Source organism: Herbidospora sakaeratensis, assembly GCF_001570525.1.
Taxonomy (GTDB): domain Bacteria; phylum Actinomycetota; class Actinomycetes; order Streptosporangiales; family Streptosporangiaceae; genus Herbidospora; species Herbidospora sakaeratensis.
In genome coordinates this window covers 80,158-102,429 of sequence record NZ_BBXC01000007.1, presented here as the reverse complement: position 1 = coordinate 102,429, position 22,272 = coordinate 80,158, and the positions used below count along the sequence as shown (strand labels likewise).

At 68.9% G+C, this 22,272-nt stretch carries 21 protein-coding genes and 1 tRNA gene; 11 read left to right on the top strand and 11 right to left on the bottom strand.

Going from position 1 to position 22,272, the window contains the following annotated elements; translation table 11 throughout:
* Window positions 1–299 precede the first annotated feature (299 nt).
* On the bottom strand, window positions 300–2,411 hold the full coding sequence (uvrB, locus tag AW271_RS00500; protein ID WP_062330222.1) for an excinuclease ABC subunit UvrB: 2,112 nt from the start codon (window positions 2,409–2,411) through the stop codon (window positions 300–302).
* Window positions 2,412–2,577: 166 nt separating this feature from the next.
* Between uvrB and AW271_RS00495 the strand changes: the two genes are divergently transcribed.
* A complete protein-coding gene (locus tag AW271_RS00495; RefSeq protein ID WP_062330220.1) occupies window positions 2,578–3,351 on the top strand; it encodes a sporulation protein in 774 nt (257 codons plus the stop codon).
* 77 nt (window positions 3,352–3,428) lie between these two features.
* Window positions 3,429–3,653, top strand: a complete 225-nt coding sequence (locus AW271_RS00490; protein ID WP_218007901.1) for a hypothetical protein — start codon at window positions 3,429–3,431, stop codon at window positions 3,651–3,653.
* Between the two features lie 13 nt (window positions 3,654–3,666).
* Here AW271_RS00490 and coaE read toward each other — a convergent pair whose 3' ends face one another.
* The 5 genes from coaE to polA form a co-directional block, all read right to left on the bottom strand.
* Window positions 3,667–4,248: a dephospho-CoA kinase gene (coaE, locus tag AW271_RS00485; RefSeq protein ID WP_083976118.1), complete on the bottom strand. Its 582-nt coding sequence runs from the start codon at window positions 4,246–4,248 to the stop codon at window positions 3,667–3,669.
* A gap of 2 nt (window positions 4,249–4,250) precedes the next feature.
* Window positions 4,251–4,748 (bottom strand): GNAT family N-acetyltransferase, encoded by a 498-nt coding sequence (locus AW271_RS00480; RefSeq protein ID WP_062330216.1) that lies wholly within the window; start codon window positions 4,746–4,748, stop codon window positions 4,251–4,253.
* A 100-nt stretch (window positions 4,749–4,848) separates the two neighbouring features.
* Window positions 4,849–6,315: a 30S ribosomal protein S1 gene (gene rpsA / locus AW271_RS00475; RefSeq protein WP_030450235.1), complete on the bottom strand. Its 1,467-nt coding sequence runs from the start codon at window positions 6,313–6,315 to the stop codon at window positions 4,849–4,851.
* Between the two features lie 188 nt (window positions 6,316–6,503).
* Window positions 6,504–7,616, bottom strand: a complete 1,113-nt coding sequence (locus AW271_RS00470; RefSeq protein ID WP_062330214.1) for a polysaccharide deacetylase family protein — start codon at window positions 7,614–7,616, stop codon at window positions 6,504–6,506.
* Between the two features lie 229 nt (window positions 7,617–7,845).
* Complete coding sequence (gene polA, locus AW271_RS00465) at window positions 7,846–10,521, bottom strand: DNA polymerase I (protein ID WP_083975873.1); 2,676 nt, start codon at window positions 10,519–10,521, stop codon at window positions 7,846–7,848.
* A gap of 75 nt (window positions 10,522–10,596) precedes the next feature.
* On the opposite strand from polA, the gene AW271_RS00460 reads away from it, so the two are divergent.
* The 6 genes from AW271_RS00460 to AW271_RS00435 all read left to right on the top strand — a co-directional run bounded on the left by AW271_RS00460 (window position 10,597) and on the right by AW271_RS00435 (window position 15,813).
* On the top strand, window positions 10,597–10,986 hold the full coding sequence (locus tag AW271_RS00460; RefSeq protein ID WP_062332875.1) for a hotdog fold thioesterase: 390 nt from the start codon (window positions 10,597–10,599) through the stop codon (window positions 10,984–10,986).
* A 501-nt stretch (window positions 10,987–11,487) separates the two neighbouring features.
* A complete protein-coding gene (locus AW271_RS00455) occupies window positions 11,488–12,633 on the top strand; it encodes a branched-chain amino acid ABC transporter permease (protein ID WP_245652874.1) in 1,146 nt (381 codons plus the stop codon).
* A gap of 9 nt (window positions 12,634–12,642) precedes the next feature.
* On the top strand, window positions 12,643–13,632 hold the full coding sequence (locus AW271_RS00450; RefSeq protein WP_062330209.1) for a branched-chain amino acid ABC transporter permease: 990 nt from the start codon (window positions 12,643–12,645) through the stop codon (window positions 13,630–13,632).
* Entirely contained in the window at window positions 13,622–14,545 is a 924-nt protein-coding gene (locus AW271_RS00445) for an ABC transporter ATP-binding protein (protein WP_062330207.1), read from the top strand. Before AW271_RS00450 ends, AW271_RS00445 begins: the two co-directional genes overlap by 11 nt.
* Entirely contained in the window at window positions 14,542–15,321 is a 780-nt protein-coding gene (locus tag AW271_RS00440) for an ABC transporter ATP-binding protein (protein ID WP_062330205.1), read from the top strand. Before AW271_RS00445 ends, AW271_RS00440 begins: the two co-directional genes overlap by 4 nt.
* A 75-nt stretch (window positions 15,322–15,396) precedes the next feature.
* Entirely contained in the window at window positions 15,397–15,813 is a 417-nt protein-coding gene (locus AW271_RS00435; protein WP_062330203.1) for a hypothetical protein, read from the top strand.
* Between the two features lie 171 nt (window positions 15,814–15,984).
* Here the strand turns inward: AW271_RS00435 and AW271_RS00430 are convergent, their stop codons facing one another.
* Both AW271_RS00430 and AW271_RS00425 read right to left on the bottom strand, forming a co-directional pair.
* Complete coding sequence (locus AW271_RS00430) at window positions 15,985–17,280, bottom strand: ABC transporter substrate-binding protein (protein WP_062330201.1); 1,296 nt, start codon at window positions 17,278–17,280, stop codon at window positions 15,985–15,987.
* Window positions 17,281–17,491: 211 nt separating this feature from the next.
* Window positions 17,492–18,097 carry an ANTAR domain-containing response regulator gene (locus AW271_RS00425; RefSeq protein WP_232320136.1) on the bottom strand — a complete coding sequence of 202 codons (606 nt, stop codon included), beginning with the start codon at window positions 18,095–18,097 and terminating at the stop codon, window positions 17,492–17,494.
* A gap of 36 nt (window positions 18,098–18,133) precedes the next feature.
* Between AW271_RS00425 and AW271_RS00420 the strand changes: the two genes are divergently transcribed.
* Window positions 18,134–18,206, top strand: a tRNA-Leu gene (locus tag AW271_RS00420).
* A gap of 8 nt (window positions 18,207–18,214) precedes the next feature.
* On the opposite strand, the gene AW271_RS00415 is transcribed toward AW271_RS00420, so the two are convergent.
* Window positions 18,215–19,009, bottom strand: coding sequence for an SDR family NAD(P)-dependent oxidoreductase (locus tag AW271_RS00415; RefSeq protein WP_062330197.1), 795 nt, complete (start codon window positions 19,007–19,009; stop codon window positions 18,215–18,217).
* Window positions 19,010–19,057: 48 nt separating this feature from the next.
* Between AW271_RS00415 and AW271_RS00410 the strand changes: the two genes are divergently transcribed.
* On the top strand, window positions 19,058–19,474 hold the full coding sequence (locus AW271_RS00410; RefSeq protein ID WP_062330192.1) for a winged helix-turn-helix transcriptional regulator: 417 nt from the start codon (window positions 19,058–19,060) through the stop codon (window positions 19,472–19,474).
* Between the two features lie 21 nt (window positions 19,475–19,495).
* On the opposite strand, the gene pyk is transcribed toward AW271_RS00410, so the two are convergent.
* Window positions 19,496–20,932: a pyruvate kinase gene (pyk, locus tag AW271_RS00405; protein WP_062330190.1), complete on the bottom strand. Its 1,437-nt coding sequence runs from the start codon at window positions 20,930–20,932 to the stop codon at window positions 19,496–19,498.
* Window positions 20,933–21,149: 217 nt separating this feature from the next.
* Between pyk and AW271_RS00400 the strand changes: the two genes are divergently transcribed.
* Complete coding sequence (locus AW271_RS00400; RefSeq protein WP_062330187.1) at window positions 21,150–21,872, top strand: hypothetical protein; 723 nt, start codon at window positions 21,150–21,152, stop codon at window positions 21,870–21,872.
* Here the strand turns inward: AW271_RS00400 and AW271_RS00395 are convergent.
* Complete coding sequence (locus AW271_RS00395) at window positions 21,836–22,228, bottom strand: DUF2784 domain-containing protein (protein WP_062330183.1); 393 nt, start codon at window positions 22,226–22,228, stop codon at window positions 21,836–21,838. The two genes, AW271_RS00400 and AW271_RS00395, sit on opposite strands and share 37 nt — an antisense overlap.
* Window positions 22,229–22,272 lie beyond the last annotated feature (44 nt).

Here is a 22,272-nt window from a genome sequence, read left to right as displayed (position 1 = left end):
AGGCACACCGAACCCGAACCACGCGCGCAGTCTCGGCACTGCTCCCGGTCGCCTCATCCCAGCTCAAGCATCACATGTGCCGGACACACCGAACCTCAGCACGCAGGCCCGGCACCGCTCCCGGTCGCAGCCGACCCGCCTCATCGAACCCCGGCCGCGCAGGTCGGGTCCGCGTCTTACCCGACCCGCCTCATCTCTCGTGGTGCCCGGTGCCCTGACGTCGGCCACGCAGGAGCACATCACGACTTCCGCCAGTCGTCCTCGACCCGGGTGGTCACCTGACGCCGCAGGCGCTTGGGTCACCCGACCCCTGCCGTCTTCATGTCGCGGACCTCGCGCTTGAGTTCCTTGATCTCGTCGCGCAGCCGGGCCGCGACCTCGAACTGGAGGTCGGCCGCCGCCGCGTGCATCTGCTCGGTCAGCGACTCGACCAGGGATTCGAGCTGGGCCCGGGGCATGTCGCCCACGATCGCCTTGGCGTGCTGCCCGGCCTGGCGGGACTTCAGGCCCGGCACGGGGGCCTTGCCGCGCGACTGCTGGCGGCCGCCGCCGCCCAGGAGCTCGGCGGTGTCGGCGTCTTCGCGGTTCAGCGAGTCGAGGATGTCGGCGATCTTCTTGCGGAGCGGCTGGGGGTCGATGCCGGCCGCCTCGTTGTAGGCGATCTGCTTGGCCCGCCGGCGGTTGGTCTCGTCGATCGCCCGTTCCATGCTGGGGGTGATCTTGTCGGCGTACATGTGGACCTGGCCCGAGACGTTCCGGGCCGCGCGGCCGATCGTCTGGATCAGGGACGTCTCGGACCGGAGGAAGCCCTCCTTGTCGGCGTCGAGGATGGCCACCAGCGAGACCTCGGGCAGGTCGAGGCCCTCGCGGAGCAGGTTGATGCCGACCAGGACGTCGAACTCGCCCACCCGCAGCTCGCGCAGCAGCTCGATGCGCCGCAGCGTGTCGACCTCGCTGTGCAGGTAGCGGACCCGGATGCCGTTCTCGAGCAGGTAGTCGGTCAGGTCTTCGGACATCTTCTTGGTCAGCGTGGTGACCAGGACCCGCTCGTCACGCTCGGCGCGGGCGCGGATCTCCTCCATCAGGTCGTCGATCTGGCCCTTGGTGGGCTTGATCACGACCTCGGGGTCGACCAGGCCCGTCGGGCGGATGACCAGCTCGACGAACTCGCCCTTCGAGCGGCCCATCTCGTAGGGGCCCGGCGTGGCCGACAGGTAGACCGTCTGACCGATGCGCTCCAGGAACTCCTCCCACTTCAGCGGGCGGTTGTCCATCGCCGACGGCAGCCGGAACCCGTGGTCGACCAGGGTGCGCTTGCGGGAGGCGTCGCCCTCGTACATCGCGCCGATCTGCGGGACGGTCTGGTGGGACTCGTCGAGGACCAGCAGGAAGTCTTCGGGGAAGTAGTCGAGCAGGGTGTAGGGCGCCGTGCCGGCCTCACGGCCGTCGATGTGGCGGGAGTAGTTCTCGATGCCGGAGCACGAGCCGATCTGGCGCATCATCTCGATGTCGTAGGTCGTGCGCATGCGCAGCCGCTGGGCCTCCAGCAGCTTGTTCTGGCCCTCCAGCTCGGCCAGCCGCTCGGACAACTCGCGTTCGATGCCGTTGATCGCGCGCTCCATGCGCTCGGGACCGGCCACGTAGTGGGACGCCGGGAAGATGTAGAGCTCGTCGTCCTCCGTGATCACCTCGCCCGTCAGCGGGTGGAGGGTGGCGAGCTTCTCGACCTCGTCGCCGAACATCTCGATGCGGACGGCGAGCTCCTCGTACTGAGGGATGATCTCGATCGTGTCGCCGCGGACCCGGAAGGTGCCCCGGGTGAAGGCGAGGTCGTTGCGGGCGTACTGCATGTCGACCAGGCGGCGCAGCAGACGGTCGCGTTCGATCTCCTGGCCGACCTTCAGGCGCAGCATGCGATCGACGTACTCCTGCGGGGTGCCCAGACCGTAGATGCACGACACGGACGCCACCACGATCGTGTCGCGGCGGGTCAGCAGCGAGTTGGTGGCCGAGTGGCGCAGCCGCTCGACCTCCTCGTTGATCGAGGAGTCCTTCTCGATGTAGGTGTCGCTCTGGGGGACGTACGCCTCGGGCTGGTAGTAGTCGTAGTAGCTGACGAAGTATTCGACCGCGTTGTTGGGCAGCATCTCGCGCAGCTCGTTGGCGAACTGGGCCGCGAGCGTCTTGTTGGGCTGCATCACCAGGGCGGGCCGCTGGAGCTTCTCCACCAGCCAGGCCACGGTCGCGGTCTTGCCGGTTCCGGTCGCGCCGAGGACGACGGTGTCCTTCTCGCCCGCGCTCACACGGCGCTCAAGGTCGGCGATGGCCGACGGCTGGTCACCGGACGGCGACATCTCTGTGACGACCTGGAAGGGCGCCACCTTGCGCTGCAAATCTGTTACCGGCCTCACGACTCCATAACCTACGCTCCCCCACCGACAATTCCGGGGTCACCCGTTTGCAAGCGCGCGGCAAGTCAGCCTCGTTAGGTTACGTTCGCACCAGGTTGGGGAACCCGGCGGTACGAACCGGCCGTTGAAGCGATCAACCGTTACAAATCAGTAGGAGCCTCCTGAAATGGTCTTCCGCAAGCTCATGGCCGCCTTCGGGGCCGGCGTCGAGGTCGACACCGTCCTCGCAACCTCGACCGTCCGTCCCGGCGAGACCCTCTCCGGCCAGGTCAACTTCGTGGGTGGGGGCAGCGACTACAACGTCGAGGGCATCTTCATCGACTTCACGGCCGTCGTCGAGGTCGAGAGCGGTGACAGCGAGTACAACGCCAACTACAGCTTCCTGCGCCAGCCGGTGGCCGGCCCGTTCCACCTGACCGCCGGCGCCCGCCACTCCGCGCCCTTCCAGATCCCGGTCCCGTGGGAGACCCCGATCAGCGCCATCGGCGGCCACCCGCTGCGCGGCATGAAGCTCGGCGTGAAGACCGAACTCGCCCTCGCCGGCGCCCTCGACAAGGGCGACCTCGACCCGCTGTTCGTCACCCCGCTCCCCATCCAGGAGCACCTGATCATGGCGCTCGACCGCCAGGGCTTCCGGTTCAGCAAGGCCGACCTCGAGCGCGGCACCCTCCAGGGCTCCCGTATGCCGTTCTTCCAGGAGATCGAGTACTACGCCGGCCCGCAGTGGAGCCGCCACTTCAACGCCCTGGAGCTGACCTTCATCACCAACCCCCACTCGATGGACGTCATCCTCGAGGCCGACAAGCGCGGCGGCTTCATGAGCTCCAGCCACGACACCTACAACCGCTTCACGGTCCCCCTCAACGGCAACCTGAACGCGGCCGAGCAGGCCCTCAACAACGGCCTCCACCAGATGGCCCAGCGCCGCGGCTGGTTCTAGTCTCTGATCTTCCGGTACGGCTTCCGCGGGGGCGGAGGCCGTTCCGTCGCCGGCGCGCTGGGGGCATGATGAGTTCCGTGGAAGCGGAACCCGACCTCCCGACCGTGAACCTGAGACTGTGGCGTGCCGACGCGATCGTGTTGTTCCACTGGCTGGACACCACCGATCTGAACACGGTACCGATCACCCATCCGGCGCAGAAGCAGGCGCTGGCCGACGTGCTGTCCAGATTCGAGTGGGCCGCCGACGTCGACGTCACCGAGGCGACCGCCGAGGAGGTCACCCGGGACATGGGCTGGTAGCGACCCGAACGGCTCAGCCTGGGGTCAGCCGGGCCCACACCTCGTCGATCTGGCGGTCGAGCTCGGCCAGGCCGCCGTTGTTGTCGATCACGAAGTCGGCGACCGCCAGCCGCTCCTCCCGCGTCGCCTGGGCCGCGATCCGGGCCTGCGCGTCGGCTTCGGACATGCCGCGATTCTCGGCCAGCCGCCGGATCCGGACCTCGTCGGCCGTGTCGACGACGATCACTAGGTCGAAGGTGGGGGCCAGCTTGTTCTCCGCCAGGAGCGGCACGTCGTAGACGACCACTCCCCCGGCCGGCACGTCGTCGAGCAGCTCCTGGACCCGGGCTCCGACCCGGGGGTGCACGATGCCGTTCAGGACGGCGAGCTTCTCGGGGTCGGCGAAGACGATCGACCCCAGCTTCTCCCGGTCGAGGGAGCCGTCGGCCCGCAGCACCCCGTCGCCGAAGGCCGCCGCGACCTCGGCCAGGCCCTCGGTGCCCGGCTCCACCACCTCGCGGGCGATCTTGTCGGCGTCGATGACGATCGCGCCGCGGTCGCCCAGGCGCCGGCTGACCTCGCTCTTGCCCGACCCGATGCCGCCGGTGAGCCCGATCTTCACGGCTCGACGACCCGTCGCATGTGCACCATCGTCAGATGGTCCTGCAGGCGCTCGCGACGCGTCTCGCCGTAACCGAGGCGCTTGTAGAGGCGCAGGTTGGCGTCGGACAGGTGGCCGGTGAACAGGTCGAAGGCGTGCACGTCGGGGTGCTCGGCGGCCACCCGCTCGTGCAGGGCCTCCAGGAGGGCGGTGCCGACGCCCTCGCCCTGCCGGTCGGGGGCCACGACGAGGCGGCCGACGACGCAGACGCGGCCGGCGGTGGTGCCGGGGGTCACGTCGGCGACCAGGCCGCGCACGGCCCCGACCACCCGCCCGCCGTCGACGGCCTTGAGCAGGACCGCGCTCTCGACCGCCTTGCGGAGCTGCTCCAGCGACTCGACCAGCGGGGCGATGAACGGATCGCCGTAGAGCTGGGCCTCGCTGACGTAGGCGGCGCGCTGGAGGGTGAGGATCTCCCCGGCGTCGAGGGGCTCGGCGCGCTCGATGATGACCATCGCGCCACCATACCCGGCCCGACGCCTTTACAAAGTAGATCAGAATCGGCCCAACAGAAAGCCCCGCCCACCGAGGTGGACGGGGCTTTCGTCGAGCTACTTAGCTCTGGCCACCCGCGAGCTTCTCGCGGAGAGCGGCCAGCGCCTCGTCGGAGGCCAGGGCGCCACCGGTCGACTGGCTGGTCGTCTGGGTCTCGCCGCTGTAGGACGACGGCGCGGCCTCGCTGGCCTCGGCGTCTTCGGCGCGGGCCTGCTCGACCTGCTTCTTGTGCGCCTCGAAGCGGGCCTGGGCCTCGGCGTACTGCCGCTCCCACTCCTCGCGCTGCTTGTCGAAGCCCTCGAGCCACTCGCCGGTCTCGGCGTCGAAGCCCTCGGGGTAGATGTAGTTGCCCTGGTCGTCGTAGGTCGCGGCCATGCCGTAGAGGGTCGGGTCGAACTCGACGTCGACGCCGGCGCCCTCGTTGGCCTGCTTGAGCGACAGGCTGATCCGACGACGGTCGAGGTCGATGTCGATGATCTTCACGAAGATCTCGTCGCCGACCTGGACGACCTGCTCCGGGATCTCCACGTGGCGCTCGGCCAGCTCGGAGATGTGGACCAGGCCCTCGATGCCCTCCTCGACCCGGACGAACGCGCCGAACGGCACCAGCTTGGTGACGCGGCCCGGGACGACCTGGCCGATCTGGTGGGTGCGGGCGAACTGCTGCCACGGGTCTTCCTGGGTCGCCTTCAGCGACAGGGAGACGCGCTCGCGCTCCATGTCGACGTCGAGGACCTCGACCGTGACCTCCTGGCCGACCTCGACGACCTCGGAGGGGTGGTCGATGTGCTTCCAGGAGAGCTCGGAGACGTGGACCAGACCGTCGACGCCGCCAAGGTCGACGAAGGCGCCGAAGTTGACGATCGAGGACACGACGCCCTTGCGGACCTGGCCCTTCTGGAGGGTGTTGAGGAAGGTCTGGCGGACCTCGGACTGGGTCTGCTCCAGCCAGGCACGGCGCGACAGAACCACGTTGTTGCGGTTCTTGTCGAGCTCTATGATCTTGGCCTCGAGTTCCCGGCCGACATAGGGCTGCAGGTCGCGCACGCGGCGCATCTCGACCAGGGACGCCGGGAGGAAGCCACGCAGGCCGATGTCGAGGATGAGACCACCCTTGACAACTTCGATGACCGTGCCGGTGACGATGCCGTCCTCGTCCTTGATCTTCTCGATCGTGCCCCAGGCGCGCTCGTACTGGGCGCGCTTCTTGGACAGGATCAGACGGCCTTCCTTGTCCTCCTTCTGGAGAACCAGGGCCTCGACGTGCTCGCCGACCTCGACGACCTCAGCGGGGTCGACGTCGTGCTTGATCGAAAGCTCGCGGGAGGGGATGACACCCTCGGTCTTGTAGCCGATGTCGAGCAAGACCTCGTCTCGATCGACCTTGACTACGGTGCCTTCGACGATGTCGCCATCGTTGAAGTACTTGATGGTCTCGTCGATCGCGGCGAGGAAGGCCTCCTCGGAACCGATGTCGTTGACCGCTACCTGCGGGGTGTTCGAGGTGGCCTCAGTGCTGCTCGTCATGTGTGGAATTGCTCCGAACCGGACAGATGTCGTTGTGTCGAGGCGCAGCAGGCCTGCTTCGTTCAAGCCGGGGATCAGGATTGAGCGAGCGCGAGCCCGCTCCCTTCGAGGCGCGCGCGAGCCCACAGCGCAGCGATCAGCATATGAGACCTGGCGAGCGGGGTCAATCCGGAGGCCCGGGACGCAGCTTAATAGTAGATAACCTTTTTGCCACGCTTTGACGCAACATTAGCGCGAAGTTGGCGTGGCAGAGAGAGACTGTCCGGATCGCCATCGGCCGTGTAGCGCTCCTCCGGATGCTCGTCGAGCCACTTGAGCCAGTAGGTCGAGCACCACTTGCGGCAGTCGCCGGCCAGCCCGTTCGACTGGATGCGCTGGATCTGCCGGGCGTCGTAGCCCTTCGCGAAGGGCGACTTCGACGGCTCGGCCCCCGCCAGGAACACGCCCTCGTACCGGTACTTGTCGCCGTCCCACGACCCGCCCCGGCCCAGTGAGCTCTTTCTCGGGCGCGAGCCGAACGGTAGGGCGAACGTGGAGAAATCTTCCACTCCCAGTTGCCTGAGCAGCCGCTCGCCGCGCACGATCTGCTCGCTGACCTTCTTGTTGGACAGGCTGCGCAGGTCTTTGTGGGCGTAGGTGTGGTTGGCCACCTCGAAGCCGTGGTCCATCAGCCACCGCACCCCGGCCTGCTGCGCCTCCTTGCCCTGGAGGCCGAACGGCTCGCGGTTGACGTAGAAGGTGGCGACCGGGCGGAACGAGGGGTACTTCTCGGCCACCGCGAGGATGATCTCGACGGCGGTGTCCTTCATCGGCAGCCCGTCGCCGCCGAGCGCGAAGTGGCTGGGGTTGCCGTCGTCGAAGGTGAGCACGACCGGGTGGGCCCCGGCGGCGACGTCCATGCGGCCCTCGACGAACTCGGCCGCCGTGACGGGCACGTAGCCGGCCCGCGCCAGCCGTTCGAGCTCGACGCGTAACTGCTTGGGGGTGCGGTCGATGGACGCGCTGCGGTCCCACCGGATCCGGTGGTACATGAGCACCGGCACCAGCCCGACCTCGTTGGCCTTCGCCTTGCGGGCCGACTCCTCGGTCGCCTCGACGGGGGCGGGCAGCGCGAAGCCGGGTAACACGGGCTGGGGCGGGGCCTCCTGGCTCTGGCCGGGCTTCTTCTGGGCCTCGGTGTGGGGCACGCCGCCGCGGGGCGGAGCGGCCGGTCCGCGCATCAGCGAGAGCGCGATCAACCCGAGCGTGACCACCACGACGTTGGCCACGCCGGTCAGGGAGACAACCTTCCGCACAATCATCTGACCCTAGTCGTGATCGCGCTCCGAAACGACGCGAAAGCACTCAAAGACCCGGGGCATAACCAGACCGGCGTATCGGGCGGCACGACCGGTCCGCGGGCCGCCAGTCCACCGCTGGCATGTCCGTCGTCGAGGACCGAGCGGGCGCGCCCGGTCGGCGCCGGGCGCGGCGCGAACCGGGGGCGGCGGCCGGCGCCGGGGTGGGCGGAGCCGTAACGGAAAAGAGTTCTTAGTGGCCGGCGTCTTCCCAGTTGGGGCCGACGCCCACCGAGACGTCGAGGGGCACGGTCAGGTCGTAGGCGGCGGCCATCTCCTTCACGACCACCTGGCGGAGGTCGTCGAGCTCGCCCGGGTGGACCTCGAAGACGAGTTCGTCGTGGACCTGGAGGAGCATGCGGGAGCGCATGCCGGCGATGGCCCGCTGCACGTTGAGCATCGCCACCTTGATGATGTCGGCCGCGCTGCCCTGGATGGGGGCGTTGAGGGCCATGCGCTCGGCCATCTCGCGGCGCTGGCGGTTGTCGCTGGTCAGGTCGGGCAGGTAGCGGCGGCGGCCCAGGATGGTGGAGGTGTAGCCGTCGGTGCGGGCCTGGGCGACGATGTCGCCGAGGAAGTCGCGGATGCCGCCGAACTCCTCGAAGTACTCCTCTTTCAGGGTGCGCGCCTCGGCCACCGGGATGTTGAGCTGGCCCGAGAGGCCGAAGTCGCTCAGGCCGTAGGCCAGGCCGTAGTTCATCGCCTTGATCTTGGCGCGCATCTCGCCCGTGACCGCCTCGGGCGTGGTGTCGAAGACCTTGGCGGCGGTGGCGGCGTGGAAGTCGTGGCCCGAGCCGAACGCCTCGATGAGCGAGCGGTCGCCGCTCAGGTGGGCCATGATGCGCAGCTCGATCTGGCTGTAGTCGGCCGTCAGCAGGGTCTCGTAGCCGGGGCCGACCACGAAGCCCTTGCGGATGCGGCGGCCCTCGGCGGTGCGGATCGGGATGTTCTGCAGGTTCGGCTTCTCCGACGACAGGCGGCCGGTCGCGGCGATGATCTGGTTGAACGTGGTGTGGATGCGGCCGTCGTCGGCGACCTCTTTGATCAGGCCCTCGACCGTGGTCCGCAGCTTCTGCTGGTCGCGGTGGCGCAGCATGATCGTGGGGAGCTCGTGCTCGGTCTGGGTGGCCAGCCAGGCGAGCTGGTCGGCGTCGGTGCTGTAGCCGGTCTTGATCTTCTTGGTCTTCGGCAGGTTGAGCCGCTCGAAGAAGATCTCCTGGAGCTGCTTGGGCGAGCCCAGATTGAACTGCTCCCCCACGGCCGCGTGGGCGGCGTCGACGGCCATCTTCACGGCGGCGGCGAACTCGGCCTCCAGCGCGGCGAGGTACTGCGCGTCGGCGGCGATGCCCGCGCGCTCGATCTCGGCCAGCACCCGGACCAGCGGGAGCTCGACGTCGGTCACCAGGCGGGCGCCGCCGCGCTGGGACAGGTGGTTCTCCAGCGCCTCGGCCAGGTCGAGCACGGCCACGGCCTTCATCGCCAGGTCGCGGGCGGCGGTGTCGTCGGCGTCGTCGAACAGGCTGGTCTGACCATTGGACTCGGCCGTGTTCTCAAGGGTGCGGTGGAGGTAGCGCAGCACCAGGTCGTCGAGCGGGAAGGCACGCTGGCCGGGCATCGCCAGGTAGGCGGCCAGGGCGGTGTCGCAGGTGAGGCCGCGCAGGTCGAGACCCTGGGCCCACAGGCCCAGCAGCGGGCCCTTGCTGTCGTGGACGGCCTTCTCGATCGACTCGTCGGCCAGCCAGGCGGCCAGGTCGGCCTCGTCGTCGGCGGTCAGCCGGGTGAGGTCGAGGTAGGCGGCCGAGCCGCCGGCCGCCGCGAAGGCCATGGCGTCGATGCGGCCGGTGCCGCTGCCCCACGCCCCGGCGAAGGCCAGGCCGGTGCGGCCCGCCGGGAGCGCGCCGAGCCAGGCAGCCACGCCGCCGGGTTCGAGGGTGACGATGTCGGCCTCGAAGCCGCCCTGGACCTCGGGCTCGGCGGTGCCGAGCACCTTGAACAGGCGCTCGCGCAGCTCGCCCCGGATCTGGAGGCTGTCGAGCAGCTTGTTGATCTCCTCGCGGTCCCACTGGCCCATGGTCAGGCCGGCCGGCTCGACGTCGATCGCGACGTCGCGGCGCAACTCGGTGAGCATGCGGTTGTGGATGACCTGGCCGAGGTGCTCGCGCAGCTTGTCGCCGACCTTGCCCTTGACCTCGTCGGCCCGGCGCACCAGTTCGTCGAGCGAGCCGAACTCGCTGATCCACTTGGTGGCGGTCTTCTCGCCCACGCTGGGGATGGACGGCAGGTTGTCGCTGGGGTCGCCGCGCAGGGCGGCGAAGTCGGGATACTGGTTCGGCGTCAGGCCGTATTTCTCGACGACCGCCTCGGGCGTGAAGCGGGTCATGTCGCTGATGCCCCGGCGGGTCATCAGGACGGTGACCTTCGGGTCGACGAGCTGGAGCGCGTCGCGGTCGCCGGTGACGATCAGCACGTCCATGCCCTCGCCGGAGGCGCGGGTGGCCAGGGTGGCGATCAGGTCGTCGGCCTCGAAGCCCGCCAGCGACAGGTGGGGCACCTTGAGGGTGTTGAGCAGCTCGTGGATCAGCAGCATCTGGCCGCGGAAGTCTTCGGGCGTCTCCGACCGGTTGGCCTTGTAGTCGGCGTAGGCCTCGTGGCGGAAGGTCGGCTCGCTGCGGTCGAAGCAGACCACCAGGTGGCTGGGGGCCTCGTCGCGCATGATGTTGGTCAGCATCGACAGGAAGCCGTAGACCGCCTCGGTGTGCTGGCCGTCGGTCGTCATGAGGTTGGCGTCCTTCAGCGCGTAGAACGCCCGGTAGGCCAGCGAGTGGCCGTCCAGCAGCAGCAAGCGGGGGGTCTCTTCGGTCTTCGGCACGCTCAGAGCCTAGTCTCCCCCTACGACAGAACCACCCGGAAAGGAAGAGCCTTGACCCAAGAGCTCGTCGCGCTGATGAACGCCGCAGGGACGGGTCATCTGCAGGACCGGATGGGCATCGAGTTCCTCGAGGTGACCGCGGAGAGAGTGGTCGCCAGGATGCCCGTCGAGGGGAACACCCAGCCGTTCGGGCTGCTGCACGGCGGCGCCTCGGTGGTGCTGGCCGAGACGGTCGGCTCGATCGCGGCGATGTTCCAGGCCGGCGAGGGCCGGGCCGCCGTCGGCATCGAGATCAACGCGACCCATCACCGGTCGGCCCGGTCGGGTCACGTCACCGCCACCGCGCTCTCCCTGCACCGGGGGCGCACGCTGGCGACGTACCAGATCGAGGTGGTCGACGACGAGGGCCGCACGGTCTGCACCTCCCGGCTGACCTGCATGCTTCGCGATCAAGCGGCGTCCTGACATCCGGACATCACAAAGCGGCATCAGGCTGCACAGGGGGCACGCCTGTCGCTACTGTCTTGTGGTTGAGGGCCCGTGGCGGGCTGAGTAGACAACGTGCAGCGCCGGGGAAGCTCTGCACGGCCCCAAAGGCCGGCCACGGGCCCTCGCCGTTCCTCCGGCTCGGCCACCCCCACCTGCGGGGACGATGCAAAACGCACACGACACAGCCAGGTCACCGATTGGTGACGAACTGTCCGTAAACGGGCGTTCGGCTCTATGCTCCGGCCATTACACCGTGGACCTATCGCGGTGTCCCGTGTTCGGGATGGCGAGGCACAACCCCGTCATGACCTACGAGGAGCACCATTGCGCAGAGCCGTGATCGCGTTCACGGCCTTCATGGGTGGACTCATCTTCGTCTTCTTGGCCGGAGCGTCCACAGCGTGGGCGGCCGAAGGCGAAGAAGTCCGAGGCACACTCAGAATCCAAGGCCAGCCTGTAGCAGGCGTGAAAATCACCGTGGCGACCGACGCAGACGCGCCCGTCGGAGAGGCCACGACCGGAGCGGACGGGACCTGGAAGGTCGCCGTCGACAAGGCCGGTTCTTACAAGGTCACGCTGGACCAGGCCACCCTTCCCGCAGGGAAAGCGCTGCGAGACCCCAACCGTGGGACGCTGACCGTCCAGGTGTTCGAGGGCAACGCGCGCAACGTGCTGTTCGGATTGGTCGACGCGAACGCCCCACCCCAGGGGCAGCAGGGCGACGGGGGCGGTGGCAGCTCCTACTGGACCCGCGTGGCCCAGCTCGTGTTCGAGGGCCTCAACCTCGGCCTGATCATCGCGCTCGGCGCGGTCGGTCTGTCCCTGATCTTCGGAACGACCGGCCTGACCAACTTCGCCCATGGTGAGCTGCTCACCATCGGCGCTTTTCTCGCGTTCTTCTTCAACACCGTCATCGGCCTCCACCTGCTGATCGCCGCGCCGATCGCGCTGGTGATCGCGGCGGGGCTGGGCTGGGGACAGGACCGCTTCTTCTGGGGCCAGTTGCGGCGCCGCAAGACCGGCCTGATCTCCATGATGATCATCTCGATCGGCCTGGCCCTGTTCCTGCGGGCCCTGCTGCTGTTCCTGTTCGGCGGCGGCGGCGAGTCCTACGACCAGTACGTCGCCCAGGCCGGCATCCAGATCGGCCCGATCTCGGCCACGCCCAAGAGCCTCATCGCCATGGGCATCGAGATCGTGGTGCTGATCGCGGTGGGCCTCGCCCTGACGTACACCCGGCTGGGCAAGGCGACCCGCGCGGTCGCCGACAACCCGGCGCTGGCCTCCTCGTCGGGCATCAACGTCGACCGGGTCATCCGGCTCGTCTGGGCCTCCGGCACCTGCATCGCGGCGCTGGCGGGCATCCTGCTCGGCACCACCCAGAACCTGAACTTCCAGATGGGCCAGCAGGTCCTGCTCCTGATGTTCGCCGGCGTCACCCTCGGCGGCCTGGGCACCGCGTTCGGCGCCCTCGTCGGCTCGCTGGTCGTCGGCATGTTCGTCCAGGTCTCCACGTTGTGGATCCCGCCGGAGATGAAGACCATCGGCGCGCTGGTCGTGCTGATCATCGTGCTCATGGTCCGGCCGCAGGGCATCCTCGGCCGTCGCGAGCGGATCGGCTAGGAGGCACACATGGACTGGACACTCATCTTCAGCCGGGCCGTGGAAGCGGGCATCGGCTCCGAGGCCATCATCTACGCCCTCGCGGCGATCGGCCTCAACGTGCAGTTCGGCTACACCGGCCTGCTCAACTTCGGCCAGGCGGGCTTCCTGGCCATCGGCGCGTACGCCATCGCGGTGACCGTCGCCACCTTCGGGCTGCCCTTCTTCCTGGGCGTCGGCATCGGCCTGCTGCTGGCCGTCCTGATGGCCCTGCTGCTGGGCATCCCCACCCTGCGGCTGCGGGCCGACTATCTGGCCATCGTCACCATCGCGGCGGCGGAGATCGTCCGCCTCGTCGTGCGGTCGGTCGCGCTGTCGGACACCTTCGGCGGCACCGACGGCCTCCAGGCCTTCTCCGGCGCCTTCTACGACCTCAACCCCTATCCCCCGGGTGAGTACGGCATCCCCCCGATCATCGGGTTCGACAACCGGTCGATGTGGGTGCTGACGGTCGGCTGGGCCCTGGTGGCGATCGCGTCGTTCATCCTGTTCATGGCGATGAAGAGCCCGTGGGGCCGCGTCCTCAAGGCGATCCGCGAGGACGAGGACGCCGTGCGCAGCCTCGGCAAGAACGTGTTCTCGTACAAGATGCAGGCGCTGGTCATCGGCGGCGTCATCGGTTCGCTCGGCGGCTTCATCTTCGCCCTGAGCCGGTCGGCCGTGCAGCCCGACCTGTTCTCGACCGACCTGACGTTCTACGCGTACACCGTGCTGATCCTCGGTGGCGCGGCCCGGATCCTCGGCCCGATCGTCGGCTCGATGCTCTTCTGGTTGCTGCTCATCTTCATCGGCACCGGGATGGAAGAAGCCGTCAACAGCGGCGCGATCACCTTCATCACGGTCAACCAGGTCGGCGCGATCCGCCTGATGCTCGTCGGCCTCGGCCTCATGCTGCTGCTGATCTACCGGCCGCAGGGCATCTTCGGGGACAAGAGGGAGATCTCAATCGATGCACGCTGAATCGCTCCCGGCCGGCAAGGCGGCGGCCCTCAAGGCGTTCGAGGGCATGGCCGCCGAGCCCGGGGTCCCCAAGCCCGACCCGATCCTCGTGGTCGACAACGTGGTGCGCCGCTTCGGCGGCCTGACCGCGGTGAACGTCAACCACGTCGAGATCCAGCGGGGCAGCATCACCGCCCTGATCGGCCCCAACGGCGCCGGCAAGACGACGTTCTTCAACCAGCTGACCGGCTTCGACACCGCCGACGAGGGTCAGTGGACCTTCAACGGCCGGAACATGAACGGCGTCTCGGCCTACAAGGTCGCCCGCCAGGGCATGGTCCGCACCTTCCAGCTGACCAAGGCGCTCTCGAAGCTCACCGTCATCGAGAACATGCGCCTGGGCGCCCAGTCGCAGAAGGGTGAGAACTTCTTCCGCGGCCTGATCCCGGGCCTGTGGCGCGGCCAGGAGGACGAGATCACCGCCAAGGCGGAGGATCTGCTCCAGCGCTTCAAGCTCGACGCCAAGCGCGACGACTTCGCCGGCAGCCTCTCGGGCGGCCAGCGCAAGCTGCTGGAGATGGCCCGCGCCCTCATGGGCGACCCCCAGCTGGTCATGCTCGACGAGCCGATGGCCGGCGTGAACCCGGCCCTGACGCAGTCGCTGCTCGGCCACGTCAAGAACCTGCGCGAGCTCGGGATGAGCGTGCTGTTCGTCGAGCACGACATGGACATGGTGCGCGACATCTCCGACTGGGTCATCGTGATGGCCCAGGGCGAGGTGATCGCCGAGGGTCCGCCCGACAGCGTCATGTCGGACGAGCGGGTCGTGGACGCCTACCTCGGCGCCCACCACGACGCCCCGCTCTCGGCCGAGGAGGAGGAGCGGCAGCTCCACGAAGCCGAGGCCGAACTCGACAAGGAGAGCACGGAATGAGCTCCGCCGACCCGAACGCGATCGTCGACCGCTCGGCCCACGTGGCGGCGGCCGGCGACGCGCTGCTGCGCTGCGACGAGCTGTTCGCCGGTTACCTGCCGGGCGTGAACATCCTCAACGGCGCCGACCTCTACGTGAACGAGGGCGAGCTGATCGGCATCATCGGCCCCAACGGCGCCGGCAAGTCGACCCTGCTCAAGTCGCTGTTCGGCCTCGTCGAGGTGCGGACGGGCTCGATCACCCTCAAGGGCGAGAACATCACCGGCCTGAAGGCCCACGCGCTCGTGGAGCGCGGGGTCGGCTTCGTGCCGCAGACCAACAACGTGTTCCCGTCGCTGACCGTCGAGGAGAACCTCGAGATGGGCGCCTTCCAGGTGCCCAAGAAGTTCAAGGAGCGCTTCGACTTCGTCTGCGAGATCTTCCCGGCCCTCAAGGACCGGCGCAGGCAGCGGGCGGGCTCCCTGTCGGGCGGCGAGCGGCAGATGGTGGCCATGGGGCGCGCCCTCATGACCGAGCCGTCCGTCCTGCTGCTCGACGAGCCGTCCGCCGGTCTGTCGCCCAAGCTGCAGGACCTGGTGTTCATCCAGGCCCAGCAGATCAACCGGGCGGGGGTGACCGTGATCATGGTGGAGCAGAACGCGCGCCGCTGCCTGCAGATCTGTGACCGCGGCTACGTCCTCGACCAGGGGCGCAACGCCTACACGGCCTCCGGCAAGGACCTCATCAAGGACCCGAAGGTCATCGAGCTCTACCTGGGGACGCTGGCCCGCGCCTGACGTCTTCCCTCCTCGAAAAGGCCACCGGGTCGTCCCGGTGGCCTTTTCCGCTTCCGTACCGGAAAGGGGTCTCTCATGGCGCCCAGCCGTCTGCTCGCCCTCGCCGCCTTCGGGTTGCTCACCGCCTGCGCCTCGGCGCCGTCTCCGCCCGCCGCCGCCGCAACCGACCTGTACGTCACGGGGGCCGACCCCGCCGACGATCCGTGCGAGCGGGTGGTCTCGGCGCTCGGCTTCGCCGAGCACGTGCTGAAACCGGCCGGGCAGGAGGAGGCGCAGGAGTTCGGCGAGGGGGTGCGCGGCCGGATCGCCTACGTGGAGGGCGTGATCCTCAGCTACGGCGAGAAGCTGCCGGCCGGGCTGGCCGAGCACACGGCGACCCTGAAGCGCACGATCCGGGTGCTCGCGCCCGCCGCGACCCCGCACGCGGAGGCGGTGGCGGCGCTGAAGGAGTGGCGCGCGGCGGCCACGGCGATCGAGGAGACATGTTCGTAGACAGGATGTGACATAGCATCCGCGCCCCTGATCGCCCTCCTGGCGGCCGGAGACGGGCCGCCGAGGGGGACGGGGTCATACCGGGACGCAAAGCCCTCAGAACGGACTGAGGCCCCCGCCGCTCTTTCGAACGACGGGGGCCTCGATCACCTCAGGCTGAGCGGGGGAAGATCAGCCGTCGACCTTACCGGCGAGGTAGGTCTCGTTGGTGTACTTGTTGTCCTTGCCGTACTTGTAGATGCCGATCGTGGCCTCCGACGGGTCGCCCGCGTCGGAGAACTCGACCGGGCCGCTGACGCCGTCGTAGTCGATGTCAGTGCCGGCCTTCAGCAGGTCGAGGCAGGCCTTGTAGTCGGTGCACTTGGTGCCGCCCTTGCTGACCGCGACCAGGTTCTTCGAGATGCCGGTGCCCGAGTCGTCCTTGCCCGCCTCGGCCGCGAGGGCGATGAGGATCGTGGCGTCGTAGGACTCGGGGGCGTAGCTGAAGTCCTTGAGGTCGGGGTTGGTCTTGAGCAGGTTCTCCTTGAACTTGCCCTCCGAGGCCGCGCCGGGCAGGGTGCCCTTGACGCCCTCGAGCAGACCCTCGGGGAAGTCGGCCGAGTAGTCGGCCAGGTTGCCGTCGACGAAGTAGATCTTGACCTTGTCGGGGCCGAGACCCTGCTTCTCGAGCTCGGGGATGAGCTTCTTGGTCTCGTCGAACGAGATCAGCGCGATCGAGTCGGGGTTGGCTTCCTTGATCTTCGCGACGTCGGCCGAGAAGTCGGGAGCGGCCGGGTCGTAGGCGACCTCGCCGGCGATGGTGCCGCCGCCGCCCTCGACGGACTTCTTGACCTCGGCCGCGAGGCCGGTGCCGTAGGAGTCCTGGCGGTTCATGATGGCGATGTTCTCGCCGCCGTCCTGGATCATCAGGTCGCCGAGCACGCGGCCCTGGAGGACGTCCGACGGGGCGGTGCGGAAGTAGAAGCCCTTGTCGTTGTACGACGTGAACTCCGGCGAGGTGTTCGCGGGCGAGAACTGGACCACACCGGCGTTGACGATCTTGTCGATAACGGTGAGGGACACACCCGACGAAGCGGCACCGATGATCGCGTCGGCCTTCTGCTGCAGCAGCTTGTCGACGGACTGCGAGGCGATGTCCGTCTTCGCGTCACCGGAGTCGGCGTGGATCTTGGTCACCGGCTTCCCGAGGACACCGCCGGCTGCGTTGATCTCTTCCACGGCCAGGTCGACGCCCGCGAACTCCGGCGGGCCAAGGAAGGCCAGGTCGCCAGTCTGCGGCAGGATCGAGCCGATGGTGAGGGTGCCGTCGCCCGCGGCCGCCGCCGTGGTGGCGGGAGCGGCGGCGGTCGTGGCCGGCGCCGAGGTGGCCGGCGCGGCCGTCTCCTCGCCACCACCACAGGCCGTCAGGGCAAGGCTGGCGGCCGCTGCGACTGCCAGCACCCGCCCCATGGGGGCAATGCGGATCATGAAGTGTCTCCTTCATCCATGCAACGGAACGCCGGGCTTAACCAGGACACCGTCCCGTTCGAATGCTGGAAACGTACATAACTCCTCGACGCCTTGCCAGGAATGCGTCTGAACTGTGGACACTTGGATGCGGAGTCGTAATAAGTCCTCAACACACCGCGCCCTCCGGCCCTGACCTGCGGGGTCGCGAGCCGGAGGGATCTTGGGCCGGTCAGGCCGACTTGTCGGGCGGCCCGGCGGCCTCGGTGACGACGATCTGGGCGACCTGCCGCATGCTGAGACGGCGGTCCATCGACGCCTTCTGGATCCACCGGAAGGCCTGCGGCTCCGACCACCCGTGCTGGGCCATGAGCAGGCCCTTCGCCCGCTCGACCAGCTTGCGGGTCTCAAGCCGGTCGGAGAGGGTGGTGACCTCCTTCTCCAGGGCCGCGATCTCCTCGTGGCGGCTGACCGCCATCTCGATGGCCGGCACCAGGTCGCCCTTGGTGAACGGCTTGACCAGGTAGGCCATCGCCCCGGCGTCTCTGGCCCGCTCGACCAGGTCGCGCTGCGAGAACGCCGTCAGGATCAGGCAGGGCGCGATGCGCTCCGACACGATCTGCTCGGCGGCCGAGATGCCGTCGAGCACGGGCATCTTCACATCGAGGATCACCAGATCCGGCCGGAGCTCGGTGGCGAGCTTGACGGCGGTCTCGCCGTCACCGGCCTCGCCGACGACGGCGTAACCGTCTTCTTCCAGCATCTCCTTCAGGTCGAGGCGAATCAGGGCCTCGTCTTCCGCGATCACCACTCGCCGCTGCGTTCCACTCACGCACAAGAGGTTACCGACGTCCGCTAGATTGGGACCACGCACGCCCCGATAGACCAACGGCAGAGTCAATGGCCTCAAAATCCATCAAGTGTGGGTTCGAATCCCACTCGGGGCACTCCTCCGTCATGCCCTGATCCCCGCGGTGATCGCGGCCAGGCGCGCGGCGTCGCCCGCGTCCAGGGTCGGCAGCGTGAGCGGCAGCCTCCTCCCCCGGTCGACGGCGGTGAGCGGCGCCTTCGGCGGATCGTCGACGAACTCGTGGACGGCCGCCACCGACTCCTCCACCGGCCGCGCCGCCAGCCGCGCGGCGAGCCTCAGCGCCACCCGCACCGGCGCGGGCAGCGCCGACGCGTCGCCGCTGCGGGTGAACCCCGGGTGGTAGAGCACGTAGGGCACCGTCTCTCCGTGCTCGGCGGCGTGCGCGACGCCGAGCAGGTCGTTGGCCCGCCCGGCCTGCAGCTGCGCCCTGACCAGGCCGTAGCCCCGGGTGAGCTGGGGGTCGTCCCAGGCGATCGCGCCCCTGGTGACGCCCACGCCCGCGACGTTGACGATCACCGGCCGGGCGGCGGCCCGCAGCAGGGGCGTCAGCCCCTTTCCCAGCAGGTGGCGGCTCAGGTAGTAGAGCGCGAACGTCGCCTCCAGCCCGTCTTCGGTCTCCACCCGCCGGGGGAACTGCCGGTTGGCGAACAGGGCCAGCGCGTCGACCACCGGCGTCGCGGCGGCGATCGCCTCGACGGCCGCGCGGTTGCCGGCGAGGGTGCTCAGATCGGCGTGCACGAACTCGACCCCGCCCCCGAGCCGCGCGCCCTTGGCCGCGTTGCTGCCGATGGCCAGCACCCGGTCGCCCCGGGCGGCCCGCCCGAGCGCGAGGGCGCGGCCCATGCCGTCGGTCCCGCCGCTGATCACGATGACTGCCATACGCTCACTATCGGAAAGCGGCCGATCCGGCGACAAGAAGGCAGTTCCATGTCCGATACGCACACGCGGGTGCCCTCCGTGCTCGCCGCCGACCTGCCCTCACCGGTCCCGGCGCGGGAATACGAGGACTGCCCGGTCACCGGCGTCCTGCGGCGGATCGCCGACAAGTGGACGGTCCTGGTGCTCGTCCTGCTCGGCCGCCGGCCCCACCGGTTCAACGAGCTGCACCGCGGCGTCGACGGCATCAGCCAGCGCATGCTCACCCGCACCCTGCGCACGCTGGAGGACGACGGGCTGGTCCGGCGCGAGGTGCTGCCGACCGCTCCCCCGTCGGTCGAGTACTCCCTGACCGCGCTCGGCGCCTCGTTGCTCACGCCGCTCTCGGCGCTGGCCGACTGGGCGGTGGCCCATCACGCCGAGATCGCCGCCGCCCGGAACGCCGAAAGGCCGCCACGTCGTACGTGACGGCCCTTCCGGATGTGCGGATCAGCCCAGGTTGGGGTGGGCCACGGCCGATCCGATGGTGTGCACGCGCAGGGCGTTGGTCGACCCGGGGTTGCCGGGAGGCGAGCCCGCCACGATGACGATCTTGTCGCCCTTCTCGAACGTGCCGAGGGCCAGCAGCGACGCCTCCACCTGACGCACCATGTCGTCGGTGTGGTGGACGAACGGCACCTCGAAGGTCTCCACGCCCCACGTCAGCGCGAGCTGGCCGCGCACCACCGGGTTGGAGGTGAACGCGATCAGCGGGATCGGGCTGCGGTAGCGGGCCAGGCGGCGCGCGGTCTCGCCGGACATCGTGAAGGCGACCAGGGCCTTGGCCCCCACGATGGCGCCGACCTCGGCGGCGGCGCGGGCGATGGCGCCGCCGGTCGACTCGGGGAGCCGGTCGAGGTTGTGGGTCGCGTGCAGGGTGGAGTCTTCGGCGGCGGTGGCGATGCGGGCCATCGTCGCGACCGACTCGATCGGGTAGTTGCCGACCGAGGTCTCGCCCGACAACATGACGGCGTCGGCGCCGTCCATGACCGCGTAGGCGACGTCGGAGGCCTCGGCGCGGGTCGGCCGGGGGGCGGCCATCATCGAGTCGAGCATCTGGGTCGCCACGATGACCGGGTGGGCCTTCTCGCGGCAGAGCTCGATGATCCGGCGCTGCACGATCGGCACCTGCTCCAGCGGGAGCTCGACGCCCAGGTCGCCGCGGGCGACCATGACGCCGTCGAACCGGTCGACGATCGCCTCGAGGGCGTCGACGGCCTGCGGCTTCTCGATCTTGGCGATGAGGGGCAGGTGGACGCCCTCCTCCTCCATGATCCGGTGGACGATGTCGGCGTCCTCCGGCGACCGCACGAACGACAACGCGATCATGTCGAAGCCGGTGCGAAGGGCCCAGCGGAGGTCCGCCTCGTCCTTCTCGGTCAGGGCCGGGGCGCTGACGGCGACGCCCGGGAGGTTGAGGCCCTTGTTGTCGGAGATCATGCCGCCGATGACGACCCGGGTGGTCACCCGGGGGCCCTCGACCTTGTCGACCTCCAGGTGGAGACGGCCGTCGTCGACGAGGACGGTGTCGCCCGGCTTCACGTCGCCGGGCAGGCCCTCGTAGGTGGTGGAGACCAGGTCGCGGTCTCCGGGGACGTCTTCGGTGGTGATCGTGATGATGTCACCGACGCCGAGGCGGACCGGGCCGGAGGCGAACTTGCCCACCCGGATCTTCGGCCCCTGGAGGTCGGCCAGCACGCCTACCGCGCGGCCGAGCTCCTCGGCCGCCTCCCGCACCCGGTCGAAAACCTCTTTGTGCAGTTCATGACTGCCGTGGGAGAGGTTGAAGCGGGCGACGTCCATGCCCGCGCTGATCAGTTCCCGCAGCCGTTCAGGGGACGAGGTGGCGGGACCTAGGGTACAGACGATCTTTGCTCGACGGCTCACGAGTCCTAGCCTAATTGGTCCAGACCACTTGAATGTGACGGCGCCCATAGCTGTGGCCAAATTGTCAATGACTTCACGCGATAGCCGACGTGTCCTAACCTGTCCCGCTATGGGGTGGTTCCGGAGGCTGGCTGCCGTCTTGACGCTGATGAGCGCCCTCGCGTGCGGTGGACAGGCTACCGAATCGACCGCGCCCCCTACCGGCGTTTCGGTCGCGTTGCAGCAATGGCGTTCGGATGTCGCGGTCCATCGCATCCAGGTCTCGGTCACCAACGCCGCCGCGACGCCCCTGCACATCACCGACCTGCGGCTCGACTCCGGATCGTTCGAGCCGGCCGCCCCGGTGCGGGTCGACACGACCCTGCCGACGACGCCCCGGACCGACTTCCCGATCACCTACGGGAAGGCCCGCTGCGACGCGGCCGCCATCCCGCCGGTCAAGCCGACCGACGTCGTCGCGACGATGGCCGTGGGCGACGCCCCGGCCAAGGAGGTCCGCTTCCCGATCCCGGTCACCGACCCGCTGCTGACCCGGCTGGTGAAGTACGAGTGCGGCGAGCACATCCTGAAGCAGTCGGCCACGATCGCCTTCGGGCCGTTCCGGCGGGAGGGCGACGACCTCAAGGGGGTGCTGACCGTCACGAGCACCCGCCCGGTGACCGTCGACGACGTCGACGGCACCACCCACTACGTGCTGGAGCCCGAAAGAAGGCGGCCGGTCGCCGAGATCGCCCCGGGCACGGCGGAGATCCCGGTCACCATCCGCCCCACCCGCTGCGACCCGCACGCCTTCGCCGAGGCCAAGCAGGCGTACCTGTTCCAGGTCTGGGGGCACACCGAGGGCGGGGAGACCTACCGGATGATCGTCACCCCGCCCAAGGACGTCCAGGAGAAGCTGCTCGACTACGCCATCGACGTCTGCGACTTCCCCGCCACCTGACGGCGGCGGTACCGGATGACCGCGAACCCGATCCAGGAGATCGCGACCACCGCCACGACCCCGATGCGGACCTCCGCGAGATATCGCGTCGGGTAGACCACGCCGGTGATGTAGGTGTCGATGAACCCGCCGGGTTCGAGCAGATGGGCGCCCGCCCGCTCACGGGCCCAGTTCTCCAGGGCCGTCAGCGGGCACTCGACCACCCCGGTGAGCTGGATCGCGCCCCAGATGGCGAACCCCAGGCTGGGCCAGATCAGGCGGGGCCACCGCCAGGCCAGGAAGCCGCCCAGGGCGATGTACGCGATGACGAGGAAGTGCACGACCATCACGGATTGCCACAGAACGTGATAAATCATCTCTCGAACCTAGAAAGAGAACCGAAGGCCGGAATCCGTCCGGC

Excerpts from the sequence above, each read along its gene's own strand:
- AW271_RS00495 (WP_062330220.1), top strand. The coding sequence starts at position 2,578 with ATGGTCTTCCGCAAGCTCATGGCCGCCTTCGGGGCCGGCGTCGAGGTC.
- AW271_RS00480 (WP_062330216.1), bottom strand. The coding sequence starts at position 4,748 with ATGGTCATCATCGAGCGCGCCGAGCCCCTCGACGCCGGGGAGATCCTC.
- AW271_RS00395 (WP_062330183.1), bottom strand. The coding sequence starts at position 22,228 with ATGATTTATCACGTTCTGTGGCAATCCGTGATGGTCGTGCACTTCCTC.
- AW271_RS00460 (WP_062332875.1), top strand. The coding sequence starts at position 10,597 with ATGAACGCCGCAGGGACGGGTCATCTGCAGGACCGGATGGGCATCGAG.
- AW271_RS00435 (WP_062330203.1), top strand. The coding sequence starts at position 15,397 with ATGGCGCCCAGCCGTCTGCTCGCCCTCGCCGCCTTCGGGTTGCTCACC.
- AW271_RS00440 (WP_062330205.1), top strand. The coding sequence starts at position 14,542 with ATGAGCTCCGCCGACCCGAACGCGATCGTCGACCGCTCGGCCCACGTG.
- AW271_RS00470 (WP_062330214.1), bottom strand. The coding sequence starts at position 7,616 with ATGATTGTGCGGAAGGTTGTCTCCCTGACCGGCGTGGCCAACGTCGTG.
- AW271_RS00450 (WP_062330209.1), top strand. The coding sequence starts at position 12,643 with ATGGACTGGACACTCATCTTCAGCCGGGCCGTGGAAGCGGGCATCGGC.
- AW271_RS00445 (WP_062330207.1), top strand. The coding sequence starts at position 13,622 with ATGCACGCTGAATCGCTCCCGGCCGGCAAGGCGGCGGCCCTCAAGGCG.
- AW271_RS00415 (WP_062330197.1), bottom strand. The coding sequence starts at position 19,009 with ATGGCAGTCATCGTGATCAGCGGCGGGACCGACGGCATGGGCCGCGCC.
- AW271_RS00410 (WP_062330192.1), top strand. The coding sequence starts at position 19,058 with ATGTCCGATACGCACACGCGGGTGCCCTCCGTGCTCGCCGCCGACCTG.
- AW271_RS00430 (WP_062330201.1), bottom strand. The coding sequence starts at position 17,280 with ATGATCCGCATTGCCCCCATGGGGCGGGTGCTGGCAGTCGCAGCGGCC.
- rpsA (WP_030450235.1), bottom strand. The coding sequence starts at position 6,315 with ATGACGAGCAGCACTGAGGCCACCTCGAACACCCCGCAGGTAGCGGTC.